We start from the raw sequence: 20,803 nt of genomic DNA on the forward strand, positions 1-20,803 counted from the left end.
TTCTCACTCAGACGTGAACGTCAGTGCGTGTCTTCTGCCTCGATCTCGCTGCGGTCGCCCGACCACAGCGTGTGGAAGGTGCCTTCCTTGTCGATGCGCTTGTACGTGTGCGCGCCGAAGAAGTCGCGCTGCCCCTGCACGAGGGCGGCCGGCAGGCGGTCTGCCCGGATGCCGTCGTAGTACGACAGCGACGACGAGAACGCCGGTGCTGGAATGCCCGCCTGCGCTGCAGCGATGACGACACGGCGCCATGCGGCCTGGCCGCGCGAGAGGGCATCGGCGAAGTACGGTGCCGTCAGCAGTGCAGGCAGTTCGGGCTCGGCGGCGTAGGCGTCGGCGATGCGGTTGAGGAACTGGGCGCGGATGATGCATCCCGCGCGCCAGATCTTCGAGACAGCGCCCAGATCGATCTGCCAGTTGTACTCGGCGGCACCGGCGCGGATCTCGTCGAAGCCCTGCGAGTAGGCGACGATCTTCGAGGCGTACAGCGCCTGGCGGACGTCTTCGATGAAGGCGTCCTGGTCGGCGACGGTGAAAGCCTCGTCGGGGCCGGGAAGCGACGCGGCGGCTGCGCGCTGCTCAGGGTGCGACGACAGCGAGCGTGCGAACGTCGCTTCTGCGATGCCGGAGACCGGGACGCCCAGCGACAGCGCGGTCTGGACGGTCCATGCGCCCGTGCCCTTCGCGCCGGCCTGGTCGACGATGACGTCGACGAGCGGCTTGCCGGTCTCGGCGTCGATCTGGCGCAGCACCTCCGCGGTGATCTCGATCAGGTACGACTCGAGTTCGCCACGGTTCCACTCGGCGAAGATCTCCGCGATCTCGGCGGGCGACTTGCCCGTGCCGCGACGGATGAGGTCGTAGGCCTCTGCGATGAGCTGCATGTCGGCGTACTCGATGCCGTTGTGAACCATCTTCACGAAGTGGCCGGCGCCGTCGTGGCCGACGTGCGTGACGCAGGGCTCGCCCTCGGCGACCGCGGCGATGGACTTCAGGATCGGGCCGAGGGTGACCCACGACTCGTCGGATCCGCCGGGCATGATCGAGGGGCCGAGCAGTGCGCCCTCCTCGCCACCGGAGATGCCGGCGCCGACGAAGTTGATTCCGGTCTCGCGCACGGCCTTCTCGCGGCGGATCGTGTCGGGGAAGTAGGCGTTGCCTCCGTCGACGATGATGTCGCCCGGCTCGAAGACCTCCATGAGCGACTCGATGACGGCGTCGGTCGGACGGCCAGCCTTGACCATGATGATCGCGGTGCGCGGCTTCTGCAGCGAGGCGGCGAACTCTTCGTAGGTCTTCGCCGGAATGAAGCCCGCCTCAGGGTGCTCGGTGACCAGGGTCTCGGTCTTCTCGTAGCTGCGGTTGAACACGGCGACCGTGTTGCCCTCGCGGCTGGCGAGGTTGCGGGCGAGGTTCGAGCCCATCACTGCGAGTCCGACGACTCCGATATTTGCCGTGCCGGCAGAGGACATAGAAGCACCTTCCGTAAGCGGGGGAAGCCCGCAATGTCACGAGCGTGATCGCGGGTTCTTCCAGCGTAGTCGGATGCTGTCGCCCGAGGGCGCGCTGTTACCGCATGTGCCTGCGGCGAAGCCGATCAGTCCTTGCGGTAGCCCGAGCGGCCCATGGAGAAGAGCGCGGCGGTTGCGAGAACCGTGGCGCAGACGGTCATGGCACCGATCAGCCAGAAGAGGGCATGGGAAAGGAAGGCGGCGTCAAGCATGTCCTTCATGCTAGCGGCTTTCGGGTACCATGGAGGAGTTCCTCGGCGAGGGATGCTGCGCGTGCGCACGCATCCGTTATCGACGCGGCGAAGCAAGCCCGGTGGCTTTCCTCACGTGTCTGCGTTCGAGAAGACAGATTCCAGACCACCGCGCGACGCCTTCGCCGCGCGTCCTAGAGGAGAACATCATGACTGAAGACACCAAGGTTGTCGCCGAGGTCCGCACCAGCTTCGGCAAGGGCTTCGCCCGCCGCCTTCGCGCTGCCGGCAAGATCCCCGCCGTGATCTACGGCCACGGCACCGAGCCCGTGCACGTGTCGCTGCCCGGCCACCAGGTCTCGCTGATCATCCGTCGCGCCAACGCGCTGCTCGACCTCGACATCGAGGGCACCTCGCAGCTCGCGCTCGTCAAGGACGTGCAGAAGGACCCGGTGCTGCAGATCATCGAGCACATCGACCTGCTGGTCGTCAAGAAGGGCGAGAAGGTCATCGTCGAGGTTCCGCTCGTCGTGACCGGCGAGCCGTTCGGCAGCAACATCGTCACGGTCGAGGTGGCAACGATCAAGGTCGAGGCAGAGGCCACGCACATCCCGCAGAGCATCGAGGTCACGGTCGAGGGCAAGGAAGACGGCACGCACATCACCGCGGGCGACGTCGTTCTGCCGAAGGGCGTCACGCTCGCTGAAGAGGCCGACGTGCTGCTCATCGCCGTCGTCGCTCCTGCCGCGGAAGAGCCGGCAGAAGAGGCTGAGGAAGCCGCTGCCGAGTAATCACTCGCTTCGCAGAAGGGGGTGCGACGAAAGTCGCGCCCCTTTCGTCGTTCCGGAAGGATGGGGTCATGGTGCAGACGTGGCTGGTGGTCGGCCTGGGAAACCCAGGACCGCGGTACGAGGCGACCCGGCACAACGTCGGCCAGCTCGTGGTCGATGAGCTCGCTTCTCGGCGCGGTGAGCGCTTCCGCGAGCACAAGGGCGGCGCCCGGGTCGTCGAGACCTGGGAGCGGCCGGGCGGCGACAAGATCGTGCTCGTGAAGCCGAACACGTTCATGAACGTCTCGGGCACCCCGGTTGCGGCGCTGAGCCGCTTCTACTCGGTTCCCCCGGAGCGCATCGTGCTCGTCCACGACGAACTCGACATCCCGTTCGACACGATCAAGCTCAAGGTCGGCGGCGGGCACGGCGGACACAACGGCATCCGCGATGTCGCTCAGGCACTCACCACCGCCGACTTCCCGCGTGTGCGTGTCGGAATCGGACGCCCTCCGGGTCGTCAGGACCCCGCTGACTGGGTGCTTTCACCTTTCGGTGGTGACGAGCGCGCCAACCTGCCGATCCTGGTCTCGGATGCGGCGGATGCGGTAGAGCAGCTCATCGGCGAGGGACTCGTCGCCGCACAGCAGAAGCACCACGCGCCGCGCGCTTGAGCGCAGCGCCCTCGATCAGCTTCCGGCGATCGCCGCGCCCGCGAAGAATCCGATCCAGACGATCATGGAGTAGATCACGGGGCCGAGCACCGCGAGGATGATCGCGCCGATCCCCATTCCGCGTCCGCGCCGCTTCACGGTCGCGACGATGCCCTGTACGAGCGCCCAGATGCCCAGCACTGTTCCGGCCCAGAACGAGATCTCCAGCCACAGGACGTACTCGCGCACGGGCGAGAGGAACGAGAGCACGTTCGCCGTGTTCGCCGACATCAGCGTCTCGGGCGTCAGCGCGTTGCGACCGATCTCGAGGGCGGCGTACGCGCCGACGAAGGATGTGCCGACGGCGGCGATGAGCGCGATGATCAGCGCGACCGTGCCGAGCGTCCGCGTCTGGGGGCCTTCTGCTGCCGCGGGGGCAGGGTAACCCTGCGTGTATCCGCCGATGGGCGCCGCGTAGGCACCGTTCGGCGGAGCATATCCCGTGGACGACGGGGAGCCGGCAGAGTGCGCGGCACCGGACTGCGGCGCAGCGGGCGCGCCGTAACCGGGAACGGCGTAGCCGGGTGCCCCGTAGGCGGGCGCGGCAGGCTGCGCGGACGTCGGAAGCGCGGGGGCGAGGGGCGCGGCGCTGCCGGGAACGGCGGGCGCGCCCGGGAAGTTCGCGGGAGGAGGCGGAGCCGCTGACCAGTTCGGTGCCGGTGCAGTTACGGCATCGGGCGCAGAGGCCGCGGGAGCAGGAGCCGCGGGCGGGGCCGCGGGAGGATCAAACGTCAGCTCGATCGGCGGTGCCGGCGGCACAGGCGGGGTCTGCGGAACGGGCTGCTGGGCGTCAGTCACGTCCCCATCCTAGAGGCGCGACCGCCGGATGTCGGGGGTGCGCCGTAGACTCGTTCGGTGACTGTGCAGGGGATTGTTCGCGCCTTGGAAGAGGCATCGCCGTTTCGTGATGCGCTGAGTTGGGCGCAGACCGATGCCGAGCTGATCGCTGCCGACGGCATGGACGCTCCGCTGCTCGCAGGACTGCTTCAGCGCCGGGCCGACTCCGGGAAGCCCGCTGCGCTCCTCGTCGTCGTCCCCACCGGTCGGCGCGCTGAGACGCTGGCGAGCGCCCTCGTCTCCTATGTTCCGGACGCGGAGGTGCTGACGTTCCCGGCATGGGAGACGCTGCCGCACGAGCGCTTGAGCCCCAGCCCCGACACGGTAGGGCGCCGCTTGGACGTGCTGGGGCGCATAACCGAGTGGGACGGCACGCATCCGCTCATCGTGGTGGCGTCCGTGCGCGCGGCTCTGCAGCCGCTTGCCCCGGATCTCGGCGGAATCTCCGCGCTCGTGCTGCGCAAGGGCGCCCGCGGTCTCGAACTCGATGAGGTCGCTCGCACGCTCGTCGAGCGTGCGTACTCGCGCGTCGACATGGTCTCCCGTCGCGGCGAGTTCGCCGTGCGCGGCGGCATCCTCGACGTGTTCCCGCCGACTGCCGAGCATCCGGCCCGAGTTGAGTTCTTCGGCGATGAAGTCGACGAGATTCGCTTCTTCTCGGTCGCCGACCAGCGCTCACTGCCGGGTGAGGTCGCAGAGGTGTCGCTTCCTGCGAGCCGCGAGCTGCTGCTGACGCCCGCCGTGCGCGAGAAGGCAGCGTCGCTCGTTGCGGTCTTCCCGGGGATTGCCGCGATGCTGCAGAAGATGGCAGAGGGAATCCCGGTCGAGGGCATGGAGTCGCTGCTGCCGGCGGTCGCAGGGCCGCTCGTGCCGCTCGCCGACTATCTGCCCGCGGGATCCGCCACGGCGCTGGTCGACCCCGAGCGTGCCAGCGCGCGCGCGACGAGCCTGGGCGAGACCAACCGTGAGTTCCTGGAGGCGGCATGGAGCGCCGCAACGGCCGGGGCATCCGCGCCTGTCGACCTCGGCGCCGGAGACTTTCTCTCGCTCGGTGACTTCCGCACGGCCGTGCACGACCGAGACGGCGTCTGGTGGCGGCTGAGCGCCTTCGATCCCGGTTCCGAGAGCGAACATCTCGATGCCGGATCCGACGGACAGACCGCCGTGCCGATCCCGTCGTTCCACGGCAATGTCGACGGCGCCATAGAGTTCGTCTCCGCACGTGTCAGCGACGGCTGGCGCGTCGTGCTCGTCGCTGCAGGCGCAGGACTCATCGACCGTGCGCGCGATGTCCTGTCCGATCGAGGGGTCGCGGCACGAATCGTCCCCGATCTCACCGAGGTTCCCGATGCGGGAGTGGCGACGCTCGTGGTGGGGAGCATCGAGGCCGGATTCCAGGTTCCCGAGGCGGGGCTCGCGGTGCTCACCGAGAACGAGTTCTACGGACGCACGATCGGCGGCGACCAGCGTGTGGTCAAGAAGCTCGCCTCGCGCCGCAAGAACGTCGTCGATCCGATGCAGCTCAAGCCCGGCGACTTCGTCGTGCACGCCACGCACGGCATCGCGCGCTTCGTCGAGATGACCCAGCGCGAGGTGTCCACCGGAGGGCGCAACGCCGTCAAGACGACCCGTGACTACCTGGTTCTCGAGTACGCGCCGTCGAAGCGCGGCTATCCGGGCGACAAGCTCTTCGTGCCGACCGACCAGCTCGACCTGCTGTCGAAGTACGTCGGTGGCGAAGCGCCCACGCTGTCGAAGATGGGCGGCAGCGACTGGGCGGCAGCCAAAGGCAAGGCGCGCAAGGCAGTGCGCGACATCGCGGTCGAGCTCGTCAAGCTGTACTCGGCCCGGATGAGCGCGAAGGGTCACGCCTTCGGCCCTGACACTCCCTGGCAGCGCGAGCTGGAAGAGGCGTTTCCGTTCGCGGAGACCCACGATCAGCTGCAGACGATCGACGAGATCAAGGCCGACATGGAACGGCCGATTCCCATGGACCGTCTGCTCTCGGGCGACGTCGGCTTCGGCAAGACCGAAGTCGCGGTGCGGGCCGCATTCAAGGCGATCCAGGACGGCAAGCAGGTCGCCATGCTCGTGCCGACGACGCTGCTGGTGAAGCAGCACCTCGAGACCTTCACCGAGCGCTTCGCGGGCTTCCCGGTCAAGGTGCGTCCGCTGTCGCGCTTCCAGACCGACAAAGAGGCGCGCCTCGTGCTGCAGGGCCTGCTCGACGGCACGGTCGACATGGTCATCGGAACACACCGCATCCTCACCGACCAGGTCATCTTCAAAGACCTGGGACTCATGATCATCGATGAGGAGCAGCGATTCGGCGTCGAGCACAAGGACGCCCTGAAGAAGATGAAGACGAACGTCGACATCCTGGCGATGAGCGCGACACCCATCCCGCGCACGCTCGAGATGGCCGTGACCGGGATCCGGGAGATGTCGACGCTGGCGACGCCGCCAGAAGACCGGCACCCGATCCTCTCGTTCGTGGGTCCTCGCAACGACAAGCAGGTCGCCGCGGCGATCCGTCGTGAGATCCTCCGCGAAGGACAGGTCTTCTACGTGCACAACCGGGTGCAGTCGATTCAGCGGGTCGCCGCACAGCTCGCCGAGCTCGTTCCCGAGGCGCGCATCGCCGTCGCCCACGGGCAGATGGGGGAGCACCAGCTCGAGCAGGTCGTCGACGACTTCTGGGAGCGCAAGTTCGACGTGCTCGTGTCGACGACGATCATCGAGACCGGTCTCGACATCTCGAACGCGAACACCATCATCATCGATCGAGCCGACCGCTACGGCCTGTCGCAGCTGCACCAGCTGCGCGGGCGCGTCGGACGAGGCCGCGAGCGCGCCTACGCGTATTTCCTCTACGACGAGCTCAAACCGCTCTCCGAGACCGCCGCCGACCGTCTGCAGACCATCGCGGTCAACAACGAGCTCGGGTCGGGCATGCAGGTGGCGCTGAAAGACCTGGAGATCCGCGGTGCCGGCAACATGCTCGGCGCCGAGCAAGCCGGACACATCGCGGGCGTCGGCTTCGACCTGTACCTGCGGATGATCGGAGAGGCCGTGTCGACCTTCCGCGGTGAAGAGACCGAGACCGGCGCCGAGCTGCGACTGGAGCTGCCGATCGACGCGCGCATCCCGGATGCCTACATCGACAGTGAGCGTCTGCGTCTGGAGGCCTACCAGAAGCTCTCGTCGGCCTCCACGGCCACCGCAGCGGATGATGCGATCGGTCTGGTGATCGATGAACTGACCGACCGCTATGGAACGCCCCCGCCGGAGGTCGAAGGACTCGTCGCCGTGGCACGTCTCCGTCGCCGCGCCGCGCGCGCGGGAATCAGCGATGTCGTCGTGATGGGCTCGAACCTGCGCATCGCACCGGCACATCTCGCCGACTCGATGCAGGTGCGTCTGCGCCGCCTGTACCCGACCGCGAAGCTCGTGAGCGGTGGCGATGCTCTCGTCGTCCCGATTCCGCGTCCCGGCGATGAGGCGATGACCGATGAGCAGCTCCTCGACTGGGTCGGACAGCTGCTCACCGCCCTCTTCCCCGAACCGGTCGCGGCGAGCAGCTGATCCGTCCGGGGTGTGCACAGGTGCCGCTGGTACCGTCGGCGCATGAGCCTAGACCGCAGGATGGAGCGTCCCGGTGCTCGTATCCGCTATCGCGTGGGCGAGGGCGACGGTCGCGCCGTGGTATTCACCCACGGCGCGGGGATGGACCACACAAGTTTCACGGCGCTCGCCGAGCGGGTGCAGGAGGCCGGATTCCGCCCGGTGCTCTGGGACCAGCGCGGCCACGGGGAATCCACCCTCGACGCGCACGTGCGTTTCCGTGCCGCTGACACGCTCGCCGATCTCGGCGCGCTGCTCGAGGAGCTGAACCTCGCTCGACCGATCCTCGTCGGACACTCACTGGGCGGCAACCTGTCGCAGGCGTTCGTGCGGGCCGAGCCCGACCGCGTCGCCGCCCTCATCGTGATCGGCGCGACGTGGAACGCCGGGCCGCTGACCTCCGTCGAGCGGGTGGCACTGCGGTTGGCGGCCCCCGCGCTCGCGCTCATTCCTGCACGACGTCTTCCCGGGCTTATGGCGCGCGCGTCGGCGGTGACGCCGGGTGCCATCGCCGCCACCGAAGCCGTCTTCGCTCGCATGCCGAAGGCGCGCTTCCTCGACGTCTGGCGGGCGACCGTGTCTTTCGTCGACCCCGACGACAGCTACCGCACCCCCGTCCCGCTTGCGCTCATGCACGGCGCGGAGGACCGCACCGGCAACATCGTCTCCGCGATGCGGCGCTGGGCGCTCGTTGAGGGGATCGTCGCCTACGTGATCGAGGATGCAGGGCATCTGCCGATGCTGGATGCGCCGGATGAGACGGCGCACGACCTGCTGGAGATCCTTTCTCTGCTTCCGGACACAGCCCCCCACTAGAGCAGCGAGAATCCTCCGTCGCTGGTCAGGGTCTGTCCGACGATCCAGGATGCGGCGTCGGTACACAGCCAGGCGATGAGCTGTGCGGGGTCCTCGGGCCTCCCGAATCGGCCGAACGGCGTCTTCTGCAGGTACTCCGGAATCCAGCTGAGATCACGATCGGTCGTTGCCGGATCCAGATACCCGGTGTCGACGGGGCCGGGGTTCACGGTGTTGAGGACCAGCCCGACCTCCAGCAGCTCGGCGGCGACCGTGCGGGTGACGCCCGCGAGGGCGGCTTTGCTCGTCGCGTATGCCACTTCTCCGCGCATCGGCCCATCAGCCTGCCCGGACGTCATCCAAATCACCCTTCCGGTCGGCGCGGCGAAGGGCTGACCGCCGGTGTTCCGGTCTCCCGGGCGTGCGGGCTTCCCGGACGTCGTCTGCTGCTCCGCTCGGCGGCGCCGCGCGAGCGCCCCTGTCAGCAGGAGCGTCGCACGGGCGTTCGTCTGCCAGTGGGCGTCGAGGGCGTCGGCGGTCAGATCGAAGATGCTGCCGTCACCGCCGCTCATCGCCTGGTTGCACACGAGGATGTCGAGACGACCGGTCAGCGCGGTGGCCGCATCCACGAGGTCGTCGATGGCGGCAGGATCACGCAGATCGGCATTCCTGTCACCCATCCGCGCGCCGGGCGCGAGAGCATCGCGAACGCCGCTGCGCACGGCGTCGAGGTCATCGCCACCCCAGGGCTGATCGACGTCGTGGGGACGGAAATGATGGAGGAACACGTGTGCGCCGAGGTGGGCGAGGGCGAGAGCGACGCCGAATCCGATTCCGGCACGGCGAGAGACGCCGGTGATGAGCGCGGTCTGTCCGCGAAGAGGAAGGTGCATGATGCGGTCTTTCGTTCGGGGCGCGCGTGGAACAACCCGAAGCGCGCGGGGAAGTGCGAGAACGAAGTCAACGGCATTGCATGACGGCGAGCCTAGCAGCGCGCTACGGTGGGCGCATGATCTACGAGCACCTCGGGGCTCGGCCCCGCATCGACGACACCGCAGTCATCGCTCCCACGGCCGTCATCTCCGGCGACGTGCAGATCGGTCCGGGATGTCAGGTCTTGCACGGGGCCGTGATCACCGCGGAGGGTGGGCCGATCACGCTGGGCGCCCACGTCATCGTGATGGAGAACGCGCTCATCCGTGCGACCGCCGCCGATGCCGTCCACATCGGACCCCACTGCCTGGTCGGCACTCTTGCGAGCATCGCGGGAGCCACGGTCGGCGAGGAGGTGTTCTTCGCCTCGGGCGCACGCGTGTTCAATGGTGCACGGGTGGGGGACCGCTGCGAGGTGCGGGTCAACGCGATCGTGCACCGACGCGCGGTTCTGCCAGAAGGAACCGTGGTGCCGATCGGCTGGGTCGCCGTGGGGGATCCGGTGCAGCTCCTGTCTCCGGATCGCGCGGAGGAGATCGCCGCGGCACAGCCGGAACTCGATTTCCCCGGGTACGTGTTCGGCGTCGACCGCGACACACCGGATCTCATGGTGCAGCTCACCGAGCGCTACGGTCAGTCGCTGGCGCGGCACGTCGACGACCGCTCCGTCTGAGCCAGAAACGACCGAAGGCCTCTCCCTGCGGGGGAGAGGCCTTCGGCATGACGCGGATGCTCAGATGACGCCCTGGGCGAGCATGGCGGTCGCGACGCGTTCGAAGCCGGCGCTGTTGGCACCGACGACGTAGTCGCCGGGGGCGCCGTATCGCTCAGCAGCGCGGAACGAGGCGTCGTGAACGTCAGCCATGATGTCGCGCAGCTTCTGCTCGCTGTCGGCGAAGCCCCAGCGCTGACGCGAGGCGTTCTGGCTCATCTCGAGTGCGGAGGTCGCGACACCACCGGCGTTCGCTGCCTTGCCCGGCGCGAACAGCACCTCGGACTGCTGGAAGGCTTCGACGGCCTCGGGCACACAGGGCATGTTCGCGCCCTCGGCGACAGCGCGCACGCCGTTGGCGATGAGGATGCGGGCGGATGCCTCGCTGAGCTCGTTCTGGGTGGCGGAGGGGATCGCGATGTCGACCGGCGTCTCCCAGACGTTGCCGCCTTCGACGAAGCGTGCGCCGGGGCGACGCTTCGCGTACTCGACGATGCGGCCGCGCTCGACCTCCTTGATCTGGCGCAGCAGGCTCAGATCGATGCCGGCGTCGTCGACGATGTAGCCGGAGGAGTCGGAGGCGGTGATCGCCTTGGCGCCCAGCTGCGTGGCCTTCTCGATCGCGTAGATCGCGACGTTGCCCGATCCGGAGACCGCGACGCGCTTGCCCTCGAGAGACTCGCCGTGCACCGCAAGCATCTCCTGCACGAAGAAGACCGCGCCGTAGCCGGTGGCCTCGGTGCGCACCTGCGCACCGCCCCAGCCGATGCCCTTGCCGGTCAGGATGCCGGACTCGTGGCGGTTGGTGATCTTGCGGTACATACCGAACAGGTAGCCGATCTCGCGGCCGCCGACGCCGATGTCACCCGCGGGGACGTCGGTGTGCTCGCCGATGTGGCGGTACAGCTCGCTCATGAACGACTGGCAGAAGCGCATGACCTCGGCCTCGCTGCGGCCGTGCGGGTCGAAGTCCGAGCCGCCCTTGCCGCCGCCGATGCCCTGGCCGGTGAGCGCGTTCTTGAAGATCTGCTCGAAGCCGAGGAACTTGATGATCGACAGGTTCACCGAGGGGTGGAAACGCAGTCCGCCCTTGTACGGGCCGAGCACGGAGGAGAACTGGATGCGGTAGCCGCGGTTCACCTGCAGGCGACCGGCGTCGTCGATCCATGGCACGCGGAACATGATCTGGCGCTCGGGCTCGACGAGCCGCTCGAGGACGCCGTTCTCGACGAACTCAGGGTGCTTCGTCAGCACGGGGGCGATCGAGTGGAGCACCTCGTGAACGGCCTGGTGGAACTCGGGCTCGTGAGGGCTGCGGGCCTGCACGGTGTCGAAGATGGGCTGAACGGAATCAGCGAGAGGGTGGAATTCAGGTGCAAGCGTTGCGGTCTCGGTCACGCGGGGGAAGCTTTCTAGACGAAGAGACGAGGAGCGCGGTCGATCGTGTCACGCGCGAGGGCGCCGGATACGGCGAGGAGATTTCACTTTACCGTGTCAGGCGTGGGACGTTGACACACAGATGCCCGAGGCTGTAATGCCCCGGGCATCTGGGTGTGTCATCCCGTGTTCTGCAGGCCCGCGGCGACGCCGCTGACCGACAGCAGCAGAAGTCGCTGCAGCTCCGGATCCTGCGGGGCGTTCTCCGGGGTGTCGCGCAGCGCACGCAGCGCACGCAGCTGGAGCAGGGAGAGCGCGTCGACGTAGGGGCTGCGCATCTTGACGGCGCGCTGAAGCACGCGCTTGTTCGCGAGCAGCTCGTCGCCGCCGGTCAGGCGGATCACCCATTCCCGGGTCAGCTCCAGCTCGTCGAGGACGAGCTGCGCCAGCTCCGGACGATCGCCGAGCTCGAGGTAGCGGCGTGCGATGCGCGTGTCTGTCTTGGCAAGACTCATCGCGACGTTGTCGATCATCGTCCGCAGCAGCGGCCAGTCACGATATGCGGTCTGCAGGAGCGCGACATCGCCGACGGCGTCGAGGGCGGAGCCCAGGCCGAACCAGCCGGCGAGGTTGATGCGCGCCTGTGTCCAGGCGAACACCCACGGAATGGCGCGGAGATCTTCCAGGGACTCGACGGAGAGGCCTCGGCGGGCAGGGCGCGATCCCAGCGCGAGCAGACCGATCTCCTCCAGCGGGGTGACCGTGGCGAACCAGGGGGCGAAGCCCTCGGCCTTCACAAGCGAGAAGAAGCGCTCACGGGAGGCGGCATCCATCACCGATGCCACCTCGGCGAAGCGCTCCGCAGCCTCGCTCGTGCGCTTCTCGACGCTCGGCGAGGACGCCAGCAGGGTGGCGGCGGCGACCTGATCGATGTGGCGCATCGCGATCGCGGGCTCTCCGTAGCGGGCGAAGATCGTCTCGCCCTGCTCGGTCAGCTTGAAGCGGCCATCGACGGAGTGCGGCGGCTGAGCGAGGATCGCCGAGTTGGCGGGTCCACCACCGCGTCCGAGCGCACCGCCACGGCCATGGAAGAGCGTGAGCTCGATGCCCGACTCCTTCGCCCACCCGGCGATGAGCGCCTGCGCTTCGTAGAGCGCGAGGGTTGCCGCGACGGGCCCGACGTCCTTCGACGAGTCGGAGTAGCCGAGCATGACCTCCATGCGGCGACCGGTCTGCGCGAGACGCGCAGAGACCTCAGGATGCGTGATGACCTCGGCGAGGATGCCGGGGGCCGCCTGCAGGTCGGCGAAGGTCTCGAAGAGCGGGACGACGTCGAGGACGGGCCCGTCGCCGTCGGGGAAGGCGAAGCGCGCGAGACGGTGCACGTTCGCGAGGTCGTCGGCGGACTGCGTGAACGACACCACGTAGCGTCCGGCGGAGCGCGGACCGTACGTGTTCTGGATGTGCGCGACAGCGCGGAAGACCTCAAGGACCTCCTGCGTCTGTTCGCTGATCTCGCCGCCGGCCTGCAGCTCGGCGAGCGCGGTGCGGTGCACCTGGGAGTGCTGGCGCACTTCGAGCTCGGTGAGGTGGAAGCCGTACGTCTCGACCTGCCAGATGAGGTGCTGCACGCCGCCGAAGGCGTGACGGCGCGCCCCGGCAGCCTCGAGCGAGTCCTGCACAGCGCGCAGATCGGCGAGCAGCTCGTCGGGGACGCGGTACCCGCGTGCCCGATCACCGAGGCGGGTCGCCGTGACGCGGCCCGCGATGAGCAGCATGACTCGGCGGTGCGGCTCTTCGGGGGAGCGCTTGGCAATCTCTTCCGCAGTCTCGGGATCTGCGGCGCGCAGCTGGTCCCAGAGTGCCTCGACCGCGGCGGAGGGCGGGGTGCCCTCGGCATCCAGTGTCAGTGTTCGTCCGATGCGGGCGATCGCGCTCTCGAGGCCGCGCAGGACGTGATCGGACGCGATGGCCGCGGCCTCGCGTGTGACGTCTGCCGTGACGAACGGGTTGCCGTCGCGGTCGCCGCCGACCCACGATCCGACGCGCACGAAAGCGGGTGCGATCGGCGCGGAGTTGCCGGAGTCGGACCCGCGCAGCGCATCGTCGATGCGGCGGTACACGTGCGGCACCGTCGTGAAGAGGGTCTCGTCGAACACGGACATGACCGTGCGCACCTCATCGGTGGGCGCGGGCTTCTCCGCACGCAGAGGGGCGGTGCGCCAGAGAGTGTCGACCTCTTCCAGCATCCGGCGCTGCGCGCGCTGCTGTTCGGCACCGCCCTCGCTTGCGACGTCGTGCTGGGTCAGCAGATCGGCCAGACGGCGGATGCTGCTGGAGACCGCGCGACGGCGGGCCTCGGTCGGGTGCGCCGTGAACACGGGGTGGAAGCGCAGCGCGCCCAGGCGCCGCTGCGCCTCCTCGGAGCCGACCTCGCCGACGAGCTGCGCGAACGCGGTCGCGACGGTGTCATTGGCGTCGGGTCGGCCCGGCTGACCCGCCCGATCGCGGAGCACGCGCACGCGCTGGTGCTCTTCCGCGAGGTTCACGAGGTGGAAGTAGGCGGTGAAGGCGCGAGCGACCTCGTCGGCGCGCTGCACCGAGAAGGATTCGGCGATCTCGGTGGCGCGGGCGAAGGCCTCGGCGGAGTCATCGTCGTACGCCTGGATCGTGGCGATGCGCAGTCGCTCCACATCGTCGAAGAGGCCGTCGCTGCCGCATTCGCGCAGAACCTGGCCGAGCAGAGCTCCCAGCATCCGCACATCGGCGCGCATGGCGTCCGGAATCTCGCGGCCGGCCTCGAATCGCCCAATGAGACGGATTGCTTCAGTGTTCGTGGGTTCGGGGGTCACCTTTCGAGCGTAGCCGGGTCAGCAGCGTGCTCCCGCACGGTTACGGCCCGCGACAGGCAGTCGCGTCAGGACTCGGATCCGGATGCCCCGCCAGCGGCGCAACGTACGATGGAATCGATGAGTACTTCGCGCAATCCTCTTCGTTCTCAGCAATTTCCGGCGATTCTTCTGCTGGTCGCAGCGGGGGTGGGTCTCCTTCTCGCCAACACCCCGGCCCATGACGGCATCGCCGGACTCCTCGATGCGCACATCGCGGTCCCCGGCACGATGCTCGACCTGTCGGTCGCGCACTGGGTGTCGGACGGACTGCTCGCGATCTTCTTCTTCGTCGTCGCACTCGAGCTGCAGTACGAACTCACGCGTGGCGACCTCAACAGCGTGCGCAAGGCTCTGCAGCCGGCGATCGCGGCGGCCGGTGGCATCCTGATCCCGGTCGTCGTCTACCTGATGATTGCTGGGGGTGCGGAGACGAGCAGCGGCTGGCCGATCCCGACCGCCACCGACATCGCGTTCGCGCTCGGCGTGCTCGCGGTGTTCGGGCGCGGGCTGCCCTCGGCGGTGCGCGTGTTCCTGCTGGCGCTCGCGATCCTCGACGACATCGTCGGCATCATCTTCATCGCGGTCCTGTTCGCGAAGGACCTCGACTTCGTGATGTTCCTCCTCGGCGTGGTCGCCGTGGCGGTCTTTGCCGTGCTGAGCCGGATGCTCCGGGGCGGCGCCCGCATTCCGGTGGCCATCGCGATGGTGCTGGTCGGTCTCGTGGCCTGGGGTCTCGTGGCCTCGTCGGGCGTCCATGCGACGATCGCAGGTGTCATGCTCGGCCTCGTCATGGCGCCGAAACCCGCAGACCAGACACGGCACGTCCTCGAGCCGTGGGTCAACGGGATCGTGCTGCCGATCTTCGCGTTCGTCGCCGCCTTCGTCGTGATCCCACAGGTGTCGCCGACGGAGCTCTCCCCAGCCTTCTGGGCGATCGTTGTCGCTCTGCCGGTGGGCAAGATCCTGGGTATCGCGCTGTTCGGCTGGGTCGCGATGCGCATCCGTCCGAAGGGGGCTGCTCCTGCACTGCCCTTCGTGGACATCCTCGCGGCAGGCGCCCTGGGCGGCATCGGCTTCACGGTGTCGCTGCTGCTGGCGAACCTGGCCTTCGCAGAGGACGCGGTCATCCGCGACCAGGCGATCCTCGGTGTTCTCCTCGGGTCGCTCATCTCGCTGGTGCTCGCGGCGGTCATCGTGTCGGCCCGTGCTCGCGGCTACCGCAGGGCGATGGCGATCGCATGAGCCCGGACGGACGGCGCGGCACTGAGGAGCGCGTTCCTCTGCAGGACGCGGCCGAGACGATGCGCGCCGTCCGTGAACGCTGCGTGTGGTCGCAGCGGATCACGCATCGGGATCTCGTGCCCTATCTGATCGAGGAATCCCACGAGCTCATCGACGCCATCGAGAACGGCGACCGCGTCGAAATGCGCGAGGAGCTCGGTGACCTGCTCTGGCAGGTGCTCTTCCATGCCGCCGTGGCTGCGGAAGACGAGGACGACCCGTTCACCATCGATGACGTCGCCCGCACTCTGAGCGAGAAGATGGTGAGGCGTCATCCGCACGTGTTCGGCGATGCCGTCGCCCGCACGCCGGAGGAGGTGCTCGTGCACTGGAATGCGGCAAAGGCCGCGGAGAAGCGCGAGCGCCGGAGTGTTCTCGATGGCATCCCCCGGGGGATGCCCGCCCTCGCGCGGGCGCAGAAGGTGCTGGGCCGCGTGGCCGGTCCGACGGTCCCGCCCAGTGATTCGCCGCGAGCGGTCGCGTCCGAAGCCGATCTCGGGGACGCGCTTCTCGCGCTCGTCGCTCAGGCCCGCGCGCAGGGCTGGGACGCGGAGCGCGCACTGCGTGAGCGCCTCGCGGCTCTCGAAGCCGAGGTTCGCGCCGCGGAGCCCGCGGGCGACTGACGGCGCAGGCCCACGGTGCAGACCTGGGAAGATAGTGCTGTGGCTACCGTGAACCCTCCCCGTGGAATGCGCGACATCCTTCCCGCCGACAAGGCGCGGCGAGAGCGCGTGCTGGCGATCATCCGCGAGCGCTATCGTGCGCACGGATTCGACGAGATCGAGACCCCGGCCCTGGAGGAGTACTCCCGGCTGCACGCGGGCATCGGCGGCGACAACGAGAAGCTCGCCTTCAACGTCCTGCGCCGCGGCCTGGAAGCGGAGGCGATCCGTGCGGGTGCCGACGACCCGGCGGCTCTGGCCGATCTGGGTCTGCGCTACGACCTGACGGTGCCCCTCGCGCGCTACTACGCGAGCAACCGCGGGCAACTCCCCGGTGTCTTCCGAGCTATTCAGATCGGCCCGGTGTGGCGCGCTGAGCGTCCGCAGAAGGGGCGTTACCGCCAGTTCATGCAGTGCGACATCGACATCATGGGCGATGACTCCGCACGCGCCGAGGCGGAGCTCATCGCGGCGTCCCTGGATGCGATCGACGCACTCGGACTCGAAGGCGCGACCGTCCGGATCAACGACCGGCGCGCCCTGGACTGGATGCTCGACACCTTCGGGTTCGCTCCGGACGAGCGCGCAGGAGTCCTCATCACGATCGACAAGCTCGACAAGATCGGTCCGGACGGCGTCGCGGCGGAGCTGCGTGAACGCGGTGCTGCCGCATCCGCCGTCGATGCCTTCGAAGCGTTCCTGCGACGTCCGCAGACGCTCGAGTACAACCCGTTCGGCGAGCGTCAGATTCGCAAGGGACTGCCCGAGAACGCGCCGGATGAGATCGTCGCGCACCTCGTCGGGATCGGCGAGGCTGTGGCCGCCTCTCGCGAGCCCGCGCCGGGAATCGACCCTGTCCCGCTCGTCTTCGATCCGTTCCTCGTGCGCGGCATGGGCTACTACACAGGCACGATCTTCGAGCTCGCGCACCCGTCGGTCGACTACTCGCTCGGCGGCGGCGGGCGCTACGACGGCATGATCGGTCGTTTCCTCGGCCAGCAGGTGCCGGCGGTCGGCTTCTCGATCGGATTCGAGCGCATCGTCGATCTGGTGGCAGAGCAGCAGGACGCCACGGCCAACGCTGTCGTGCTCGTGCACGACGCGGATGTTCCGGTGGTCGAGCTGCTCGCGCACAAGAAGGCTCTGATCGATGCGGGCGCGCGGGTGCGTCTGGAGCGTCGCACGAAGAATTTCAAGGCTCTTCTTGAGCGTGCGCAGGGCGACGGCTACACGGCTTTCGCCGCGGTGCGTGCCGGCGATGCCCCGGGAGCGCTCGAGGTTAAGCCGCTGGGCTGACCCCGAGCGCCACGGCGATCACGTGAAGGATGCCGCCCATTCCTCGACGCGGCGGGCGCTCTCTTCATCGGAGATGTCTTCGATGCGGGTCATGATCGACCACCGCACACCGAACGGGTCGCGAACACTCGCGAAACGGTCGCCCGAGACGAATGTCGACGGCGCTTCGCGTACCTGCGCACCTGCGGCGACCGCTGCCTCGAACACCCCGTCGACGTCGGGAACGTAGATCCCGATCGAGTAGCAGTCGTCCTCGCCGGTGGGCGGGGCGACGAGGTGGTACTCGGGGTTGGGTTCGCCGATCTGCATCCCTCCGAACGGGAACACCACATCGGCGTGCACGATCATGCCGCCCATCTCGGTCACGCCCTGCACGCTCGCACCGAAGACGTCGCGGTAGAACTCCAGCGCACCGCGCGCGTCGGGGATCGCGAGGAAGGGGGTGAGGGTGCTGGATCGCAGCGGACGGCCATTGTCTGTGTAGATTCCTGTGGTCATGGGTCCACGCTAGAAAGGCCCCGCGGCGTCTGCTTGGAAATCTGCGACATCCTCGGCGCCCACTCTCTACCCTGGGGGAATGATCGATCAGGAACGCGGAGTGCTCTACCCCGCGCAGATGCCGCAGCTTCACCGAATCCCTGCGCCGGAGGCGGCGTCGGAGCTCATCTCCTGGCTGTGGATCCCGGAGTGGGATCTTCCTGAGGGCGTCACCTCGCGGCAGGAGGTCGTCGCCTTTCCTGCGTTGAACCTCGTCGTGATGGCAGAGGGGATCGTGCTCGCCGGCGCGACGACCAGGAGGAGTCATCGCGATCTGCACGGGTCCGGATGGGCGGTGGGTGCGCTGCTCACCCCGGCGGCTGCCGCGGCGCTGAGCGATGCGCCGGCGGAGCTGGTCGATCGGGAGGTCGCGGTGGATGCGGAAGGGCTGCGGGCTGAGGTGGCGGCGGCGATGTCCGTCGGCGGTGCCGAAGGGCGAACGCGTGCGGCGCAGGAGGTGTCGGCCTGGCTCGTCTCGCGCGTCGGGGAGGTGAGCGAAGCCGCGCGTCAGGCGAATCGCATGGCGGCGCTGCTGATGACGGATGCCACGGTGCGGCGCGCAGATGACGCCGCGGCCCGCCTCGCGGTGTCGCTGCGCACGCTGCAGCGCATGGCGCACCGGTACGTCGGCGTTCCTCCTCTTGCGATGATCCGGCGCCGCCGACTGCAGGAGGCGGCGCAGCGGCTGCGTGATGACCCCGGGGCCGATCTGGCTGGTCTTGCGGCCGAGCTCGGCTATGCAGATCACGCCCACCTGAGTCACGATTTCCGGGCGGTCCTCGGGCTGACGCCGAGCGACTACCGAGGCCGGGTCTCGGACTGAGCCCTGCGGATGCGCAGCCGCAGCATTCGGTACACGACACCGGCGAGCACCACGCCTGTTCCGACCAGCGAGGCCTCGGTGGGCAGCGTGCTGACGAGGAGGATGCAGGCCAAAGCGCCGGCGATCTGCAGCGCGCGCGGGTACCTGCGCGCTTCCGGGCGCTGGCGGAAGGCAGCGACATTGGCGATGAGGTAGTAGAGCAGCACTCCGAAGGAGGAGAAGCCGATCGCCCCGCGCAGGTCGGCGAGCAGGACGATGCCGATCACGAGCACGCCGATCGCGATCTCCGCACGCCGTGGCACCTGCCAGCGTTCGTCGATGCGCGCGAAGAAGCGGGGGATGTCGTTCTCGCGCGCCATGGCGAGACTTGTGCGACCGATGCCGGTGAGCAGCGCCAGAAGGGCCCCGAGCGCGGCGGCCGCGGCGGCCACACGGACGACGGGCGTGGCAGCGGACCAGCCGGCCGCCGCGAGAACGTCGACGAGTGGTGCCGCGGATATCAACACCGATGCGCCGAGGGTGAGCACGACGGTCGCACCGACGAGGACGTAGACGGTGACGGCACCTGCGAGCGCGAGGATGATCGCCCGCGGGATCGTGCGCGCCGGATCGGTGACCTCTTCTCCCATCGTCGCGATGCGCGCATAGCCGGCGAAGGCGAAGAACAGCAGACCCGCTCCCTGCAGGATGCCGTAGGCGGTCGCGGCAGGAAGTGGCTGGGGGGAGGCTCCTGTCGCGACAGCGGTTCCGCCGGCCGCGACGACGACCGCGAGACCAAGCAGCGAGACGAGGACCAGGATCCGCGTGAGGAGGGCTGTACGCGTGACGCCGAAGCAGTTCACGGCTGTGAGCATGGCCACCGCGATGACGGCGACGGGAAGCTGCCACCCTTCCGGAGCGGCATAGGCGGCGAAGGTCATCGCCATCGCGGCGCAGCTGGCGACCTTGCCGACCACGAAACACCAGCCCGCGATGAAGCCCGACCAGGGGCCGATCTCGGCCCGTGCGTAGGCGTAGGTGCCGCCGGCCACCGGGTGCACGGCGGCGAGCTGCGCCGATGAGGTCGCGTTCGCGAACGCGACGAAGGCCGCGACAGCGAGGGCGATGAGGATGCCGGAGCCCGCGGCGCCGAGAGCAGGCGCCCAGACGGCGAAGACTCCGGCCCCGATCATGGAGCCGAGCCCGATGACTGTGGCGTCGCGCAGGCGGAGAACACGAGCAAGGGGCATTCGATCAGGATCCCACTTGCGGGTGAACGGCGGGTGACGTGCTCAGCGTCGCGCGTCGGTGACCCGCTTCTTCTCGCGGATGTAGACCTCGCGACGCACCTTCGCGACGACATCGCCATCGCGGTCGGTGATGACCGTCTCGAACCACTCGCGCACCGGTGCGCCGGCGTGCGCGCGGTCACGGATCTCCTGCGCCTTCGCCGCCGACACCTCGAACTCAGCGGTCAGCACGCCGCGGCCCGGCTTCAGGAACTCGATCTCGCCCTTCGTGTCCCAGACGACGTAGTCGCGCCCGAGCTGGTGCATCACGAGCATGAAGAAGTAGGGATCTGTCATCGCCGACATCGAGCCGCCGAACGCCGTCTTGACGTAGTTGCGCGTGAAGACGTTGACGTGCAACTCCACCGTCGCGTGCGTCCAGTCGTCGCTGAAGCGGCGCACGCGGATGCCGCTGAAGAGGTTGGGAATCCACAGGCTCATGCCGATCGCGAGGCGGCGGGGTGTGATGCGCATGACAGCATCTTCCGCTGACGGAATCGGCTCTTCCGCATCGTTGGTAGGACTGCTATAAATGTTCTAGTTGAACTAGAACTAGCCACGGTGAGGCCGCATGCTACTGAC

The 20,803-nt window shown here is 68.4% G+C and carries 18 protein-coding genes; 9 read left to right on the forward strand and 9 right to left on the reverse strand.

Going from position 1 to position 20,803, the window contains the following annotated elements:
- Positions 1 to 20: 20 nt before the first annotated feature.
- Together gndA and JOD62_RS15040 are read right to left on the reverse strand one after the other, a co-directional pair.
- Positions 21 to 1,472 carry an NADP-dependent phosphogluconate dehydrogenase gene (gene gndA / locus JOD62_RS11860; protein WP_204939473.1) on the reverse strand — a complete coding sequence of 484 codons (1,452 nt, stop codon included), beginning with the start codon at positions 1,470 to 1,472 and terminating at the stop codon, positions 21 to 23.
- 125 nt (positions 1,473 to 1,597) lie between these two features.
- Complete coding sequence (locus JOD62_RS15040; protein WP_271171528.1) at positions 1,598 to 1,723, reverse strand: hypothetical protein; 126 nt, start codon at positions 1,721 to 1,723, stop codon at positions 1,598 to 1,600.
- A 185-nt stretch (positions 1,724 to 1,908) separates the two neighbouring features.
- Here JOD62_RS15040 and JOD62_RS11865 point away from each other — a divergent pair, with 185 nt between their 5' ends.
- Positions 1,909 to 2,493 (forward strand): 50S ribosomal protein L25/general stress protein Ctc, encoded by a 585-nt coding sequence (locus JOD62_RS11865; protein WP_407666015.1) that lies wholly within the window; start codon positions 1,909 to 1,911, stop codon positions 2,491 to 2,493.
- A 68-nt stretch (positions 2,494 to 2,561) separates the two neighbouring features.
- A complete protein-coding gene (pth, locus tag JOD62_RS11870; protein WP_204939475.1) occupies positions 2,562 to 3,146 on the forward strand; it encodes an aminoacyl-tRNA hydrolase in 585 nt (194 codons plus the stop codon).
- A 15-nt stretch (positions 3,147 to 3,161) separates the two neighbouring features.
- Here the strand turns inward: pth and JOD62_RS11875 are convergent, their stop codons facing one another.
- Positions 3,162 to 3,983 carry a hypothetical protein gene (locus JOD62_RS11875; protein ID WP_204939476.1) on the reverse strand — a complete coding sequence of 274 codons (822 nt, stop codon included), beginning with the start codon at positions 3,981 to 3,983 and terminating at the stop codon, positions 3,162 to 3,164.
- Positions 3,984 to 4,040: 57 nt separating this feature from the next.
- Between JOD62_RS11875 and mfd the strand changes: the two genes are divergently transcribed.
- Both mfd and JOD62_RS11885 read left to right on the forward strand, forming a co-directional pair.
- Positions 4,041 to 7,607, forward strand: coding sequence for a transcription-repair coupling factor (gene mfd / locus JOD62_RS11880; protein ID WP_204939477.1), 3,567 nt, complete (start codon positions 4,041 to 4,043; stop codon positions 7,605 to 7,607).
- Positions 7,608 to 7,649: 42 nt separating this feature from the next.
- Positions 7,650 to 8,462 carry an alpha/beta fold hydrolase gene (locus JOD62_RS11885; protein ID WP_204939478.1) on the forward strand — a complete coding sequence of 271 codons (813 nt, stop codon included), beginning with the start codon at positions 7,650 to 7,652 and terminating at the stop codon, positions 8,460 to 8,462.
- Here the strand turns inward: JOD62_RS11885 and JOD62_RS11890 are convergent.
- Entirely contained in the window at positions 8,459 to 9,334 is an 876-nt protein-coding gene (locus JOD62_RS11890) for an SDR family oxidoreductase (protein ID WP_204939479.1), read from the reverse strand. The two genes, JOD62_RS11885 and JOD62_RS11890, sit on opposite strands and share 4 nt — an antisense overlap.
- Positions 9,335 to 9,450: 116 nt before the next feature.
- On the opposite strand from JOD62_RS11890, the gene JOD62_RS11895 reads away from it, so the two are divergent.
- A complete protein-coding gene (locus tag JOD62_RS11895) occupies positions 9,451 to 10,047 on the forward strand; it encodes a gamma carbonic anhydrase family protein (protein WP_204939480.1) in 597 nt (198 codons plus the stop codon).
- A gap of 60 nt (positions 10,048 to 10,107) precedes the next feature.
- Here JOD62_RS11895 and gdhA read toward each other — a convergent pair whose 3' ends face one another.
- Both gdhA and JOD62_RS11905 read right to left on the reverse strand, forming a co-directional pair.
- Positions 10,108 to 11,484 (reverse strand): NADP-specific glutamate dehydrogenase, encoded by a 1,377-nt coding sequence (gdhA, locus tag JOD62_RS11900; RefSeq protein WP_204939481.1) that lies wholly within the window; start codon positions 11,482 to 11,484, stop codon positions 10,108 to 10,110.
- Between the two features lie 158 nt (positions 11,485 to 11,642).
- Positions 11,643 to 14,237, reverse strand: coding sequence for a phosphoenolpyruvate carboxylase (locus tag JOD62_RS11905; RefSeq protein ID WP_239527208.1), 2,595 nt, complete (start codon positions 14,235 to 14,237; stop codon positions 11,643 to 11,645).
- Between the two features lie 195 nt (positions 14,238 to 14,432).
- On the opposite strand from JOD62_RS11905, the gene nhaA reads away from it, so the two are divergent.
- From nhaA to hisS, 3 genes are all read left to right on the forward strand, one after another.
- Positions 14,433 to 15,596 (forward strand): Na+/H+ antiporter NhaA, encoded by a 1,164-nt coding sequence (gene nhaA, locus JOD62_RS11910; protein WP_204939483.1) that lies wholly within the window; start codon positions 14,433 to 14,435, stop codon positions 15,594 to 15,596.
- The gene (locus tag JOD62_RS11915) at positions 15,593 to 16,258 is read left to right on the forward strand and encodes a MazG family protein (RefSeq protein WP_204939484.1); all 666 of its coding nucleotides are present in this window, start codon (positions 15,593 to 15,595) and stop codon (positions 16,256 to 16,258) included. The genes nhaA and JOD62_RS11915 overlap by 4 nt, the downstream gene beginning before the upstream one ends.
- Positions 16,259 to 16,324: 66 nt before the next feature.
- Positions 16,325 to 17,593, forward strand: a complete 1,269-nt coding sequence (hisS, locus tag JOD62_RS11920; RefSeq protein WP_239527209.1) for a histidine--tRNA ligase — start codon at positions 16,325 to 16,327, stop codon at positions 17,591 to 17,593.
- Positions 17,594 to 17,611: 18 nt separating this feature from the next.
- On the opposite strand, the gene JOD62_RS11925 is transcribed toward hisS, so the two are convergent.
- On the reverse strand, positions 17,612 to 18,091 hold the full coding sequence (locus JOD62_RS11925) for a VOC family protein (protein WP_204939486.1): 480 nt from the start codon (positions 18,089 to 18,091) through the stop codon (positions 17,612 to 17,614).
- A gap of 79 nt (positions 18,092 to 18,170) precedes the next feature.
- Between JOD62_RS11925 and JOD62_RS11930 the strand changes: the two genes are divergently transcribed.
- The gene (locus JOD62_RS11930) at positions 18,171 to 18,953 is read left to right on the forward strand and encodes a helix-turn-helix domain-containing protein (protein WP_204939487.1); all 783 of its coding nucleotides are present in this window, start codon (positions 18,171 to 18,173) and stop codon (positions 18,951 to 18,953) included.
- Here JOD62_RS11930 and JOD62_RS11935 read toward each other — a convergent pair.
- Positions 18,929 to 20,182, reverse strand: a complete 1,254-nt coding sequence (locus JOD62_RS11935) for an APC family permease (RefSeq protein WP_204939488.1) — start codon at positions 20,180 to 20,182, stop codon at positions 18,929 to 18,931. The two genes, JOD62_RS11930 and JOD62_RS11935, sit on opposite strands and share 25 nt — an antisense overlap.
- A gap of 42 nt (positions 20,183 to 20,224) precedes the next feature.
- Positions 20,225 to 20,695 (reverse strand): PaaI family thioesterase, encoded by a 471-nt coding sequence (locus tag JOD62_RS11940; protein WP_204939489.1) that lies wholly within the window; start codon positions 20,693 to 20,695, stop codon positions 20,225 to 20,227.
- Positions 20,696 to 20,803 lie beyond the last annotated feature (108 nt).

Origin of the sequence: Microbacterium keratanolyticum (assembly GCF_016907255.1) — a bacterium.
GTDB classification, from domain to species: Bacteria; Actinomycetota; Actinomycetes; order Actinomycetales; family Microbacteriaceae; genus Microbacterium; species Microbacterium keratanolyticum.

What these genes read in the sequence shown, in the direction of transcription:
- gndA (WP_204939473.1), bottom strand. Translation starts at nt 1,472, where the DNA reads ATGTCCTCTGCCGGCACGGCAAATATCGGAGTCGTCGGACTCGCAGTG.
- JOD62_RS15040 (WP_271171528.1), bottom strand. Translation starts at nt 1,723, where the DNA reads ATGCTTGACGCCGCCTTCCTTTCCCATGCCCTCTTCTGGCTGATCGGT.
- pth (WP_204939475.1), top strand. Translation starts at nt 2,562, where the DNA reads ATGGTGCAGACGTGGCTGGTGGTCGGCCTGGGAAACCCAGGACCGCGG.
- JOD62_RS11885 (WP_204939478.1), top strand. Translation starts at nt 7,650, where the DNA reads ATGAGCCTAGACCGCAGGATGGAGCGTCCCGGTGCTCGTATCCGCTAT.
- JOD62_RS11890 (WP_204939479.1), bottom strand. Translation starts at nt 9,334, where the DNA reads ATGCACCTTCCTCTTCGCGGACAGACCGCGCTCATCACCGGCGTCTCT.
- JOD62_RS11895 (WP_204939480.1), top strand. Translation starts at nt 9,451, where the DNA reads ATGATCTACGAGCACCTCGGGGCTCGGCCCCGCATCGACGACACCGCA.
- JOD62_RS11905 (WP_239527208.1), bottom strand. Translation starts at nt 14,237, where the DNA reads ATGCGCGCCGATGTGCGGATGCTGGGAGCTCTGCTCGGCCAGGTTCTG.
- nhaA (WP_204939483.1), top strand. Translation starts at nt 14,433, where the DNA reads ATGAGTACTTCGCGCAATCCTCTTCGTTCTCAGCAATTTCCGGCGATT.
- JOD62_RS11915 (WP_204939484.1), top strand. Translation starts at nt 15,593, where the DNA reads ATGAGCCCGGACGGACGGCGCGGCACTGAGGAGCGCGTTCCTCTGCAG.
- hisS (WP_239527209.1), top strand. Translation starts at nt 16,325, where the DNA reads ATGCGCGACATCCTTCCCGCCGACAAGGCGCGGCGAGAGCGCGTGCTG.
- JOD62_RS11925 (WP_204939486.1), bottom strand. Translation starts at nt 18,091, where the DNA reads ATGACCACAGGAATCTACACAGACAATGGCCGTCCGCTGCGATCCAGC.
- JOD62_RS11930 (WP_204939487.1), top strand. Translation starts at nt 18,171, where the DNA reads ATGATCGATCAGGAACGCGGAGTGCTCTACCCCGCGCAGATGCCGCAG.
- JOD62_RS11935 (WP_204939488.1), bottom strand. Translation starts at nt 20,182, where the DNA reads ATGCCCCTTGCTCGTGTTCTCCGCCTGCGCGACGCCACAGTCATCGGG.
- JOD62_RS11940 (WP_204939489.1), bottom strand. Translation starts at nt 20,695, where the DNA reads ATGCGCATCACACCCCGCCGCCTCGCGATCGGCATGAGCCTGTGGATT.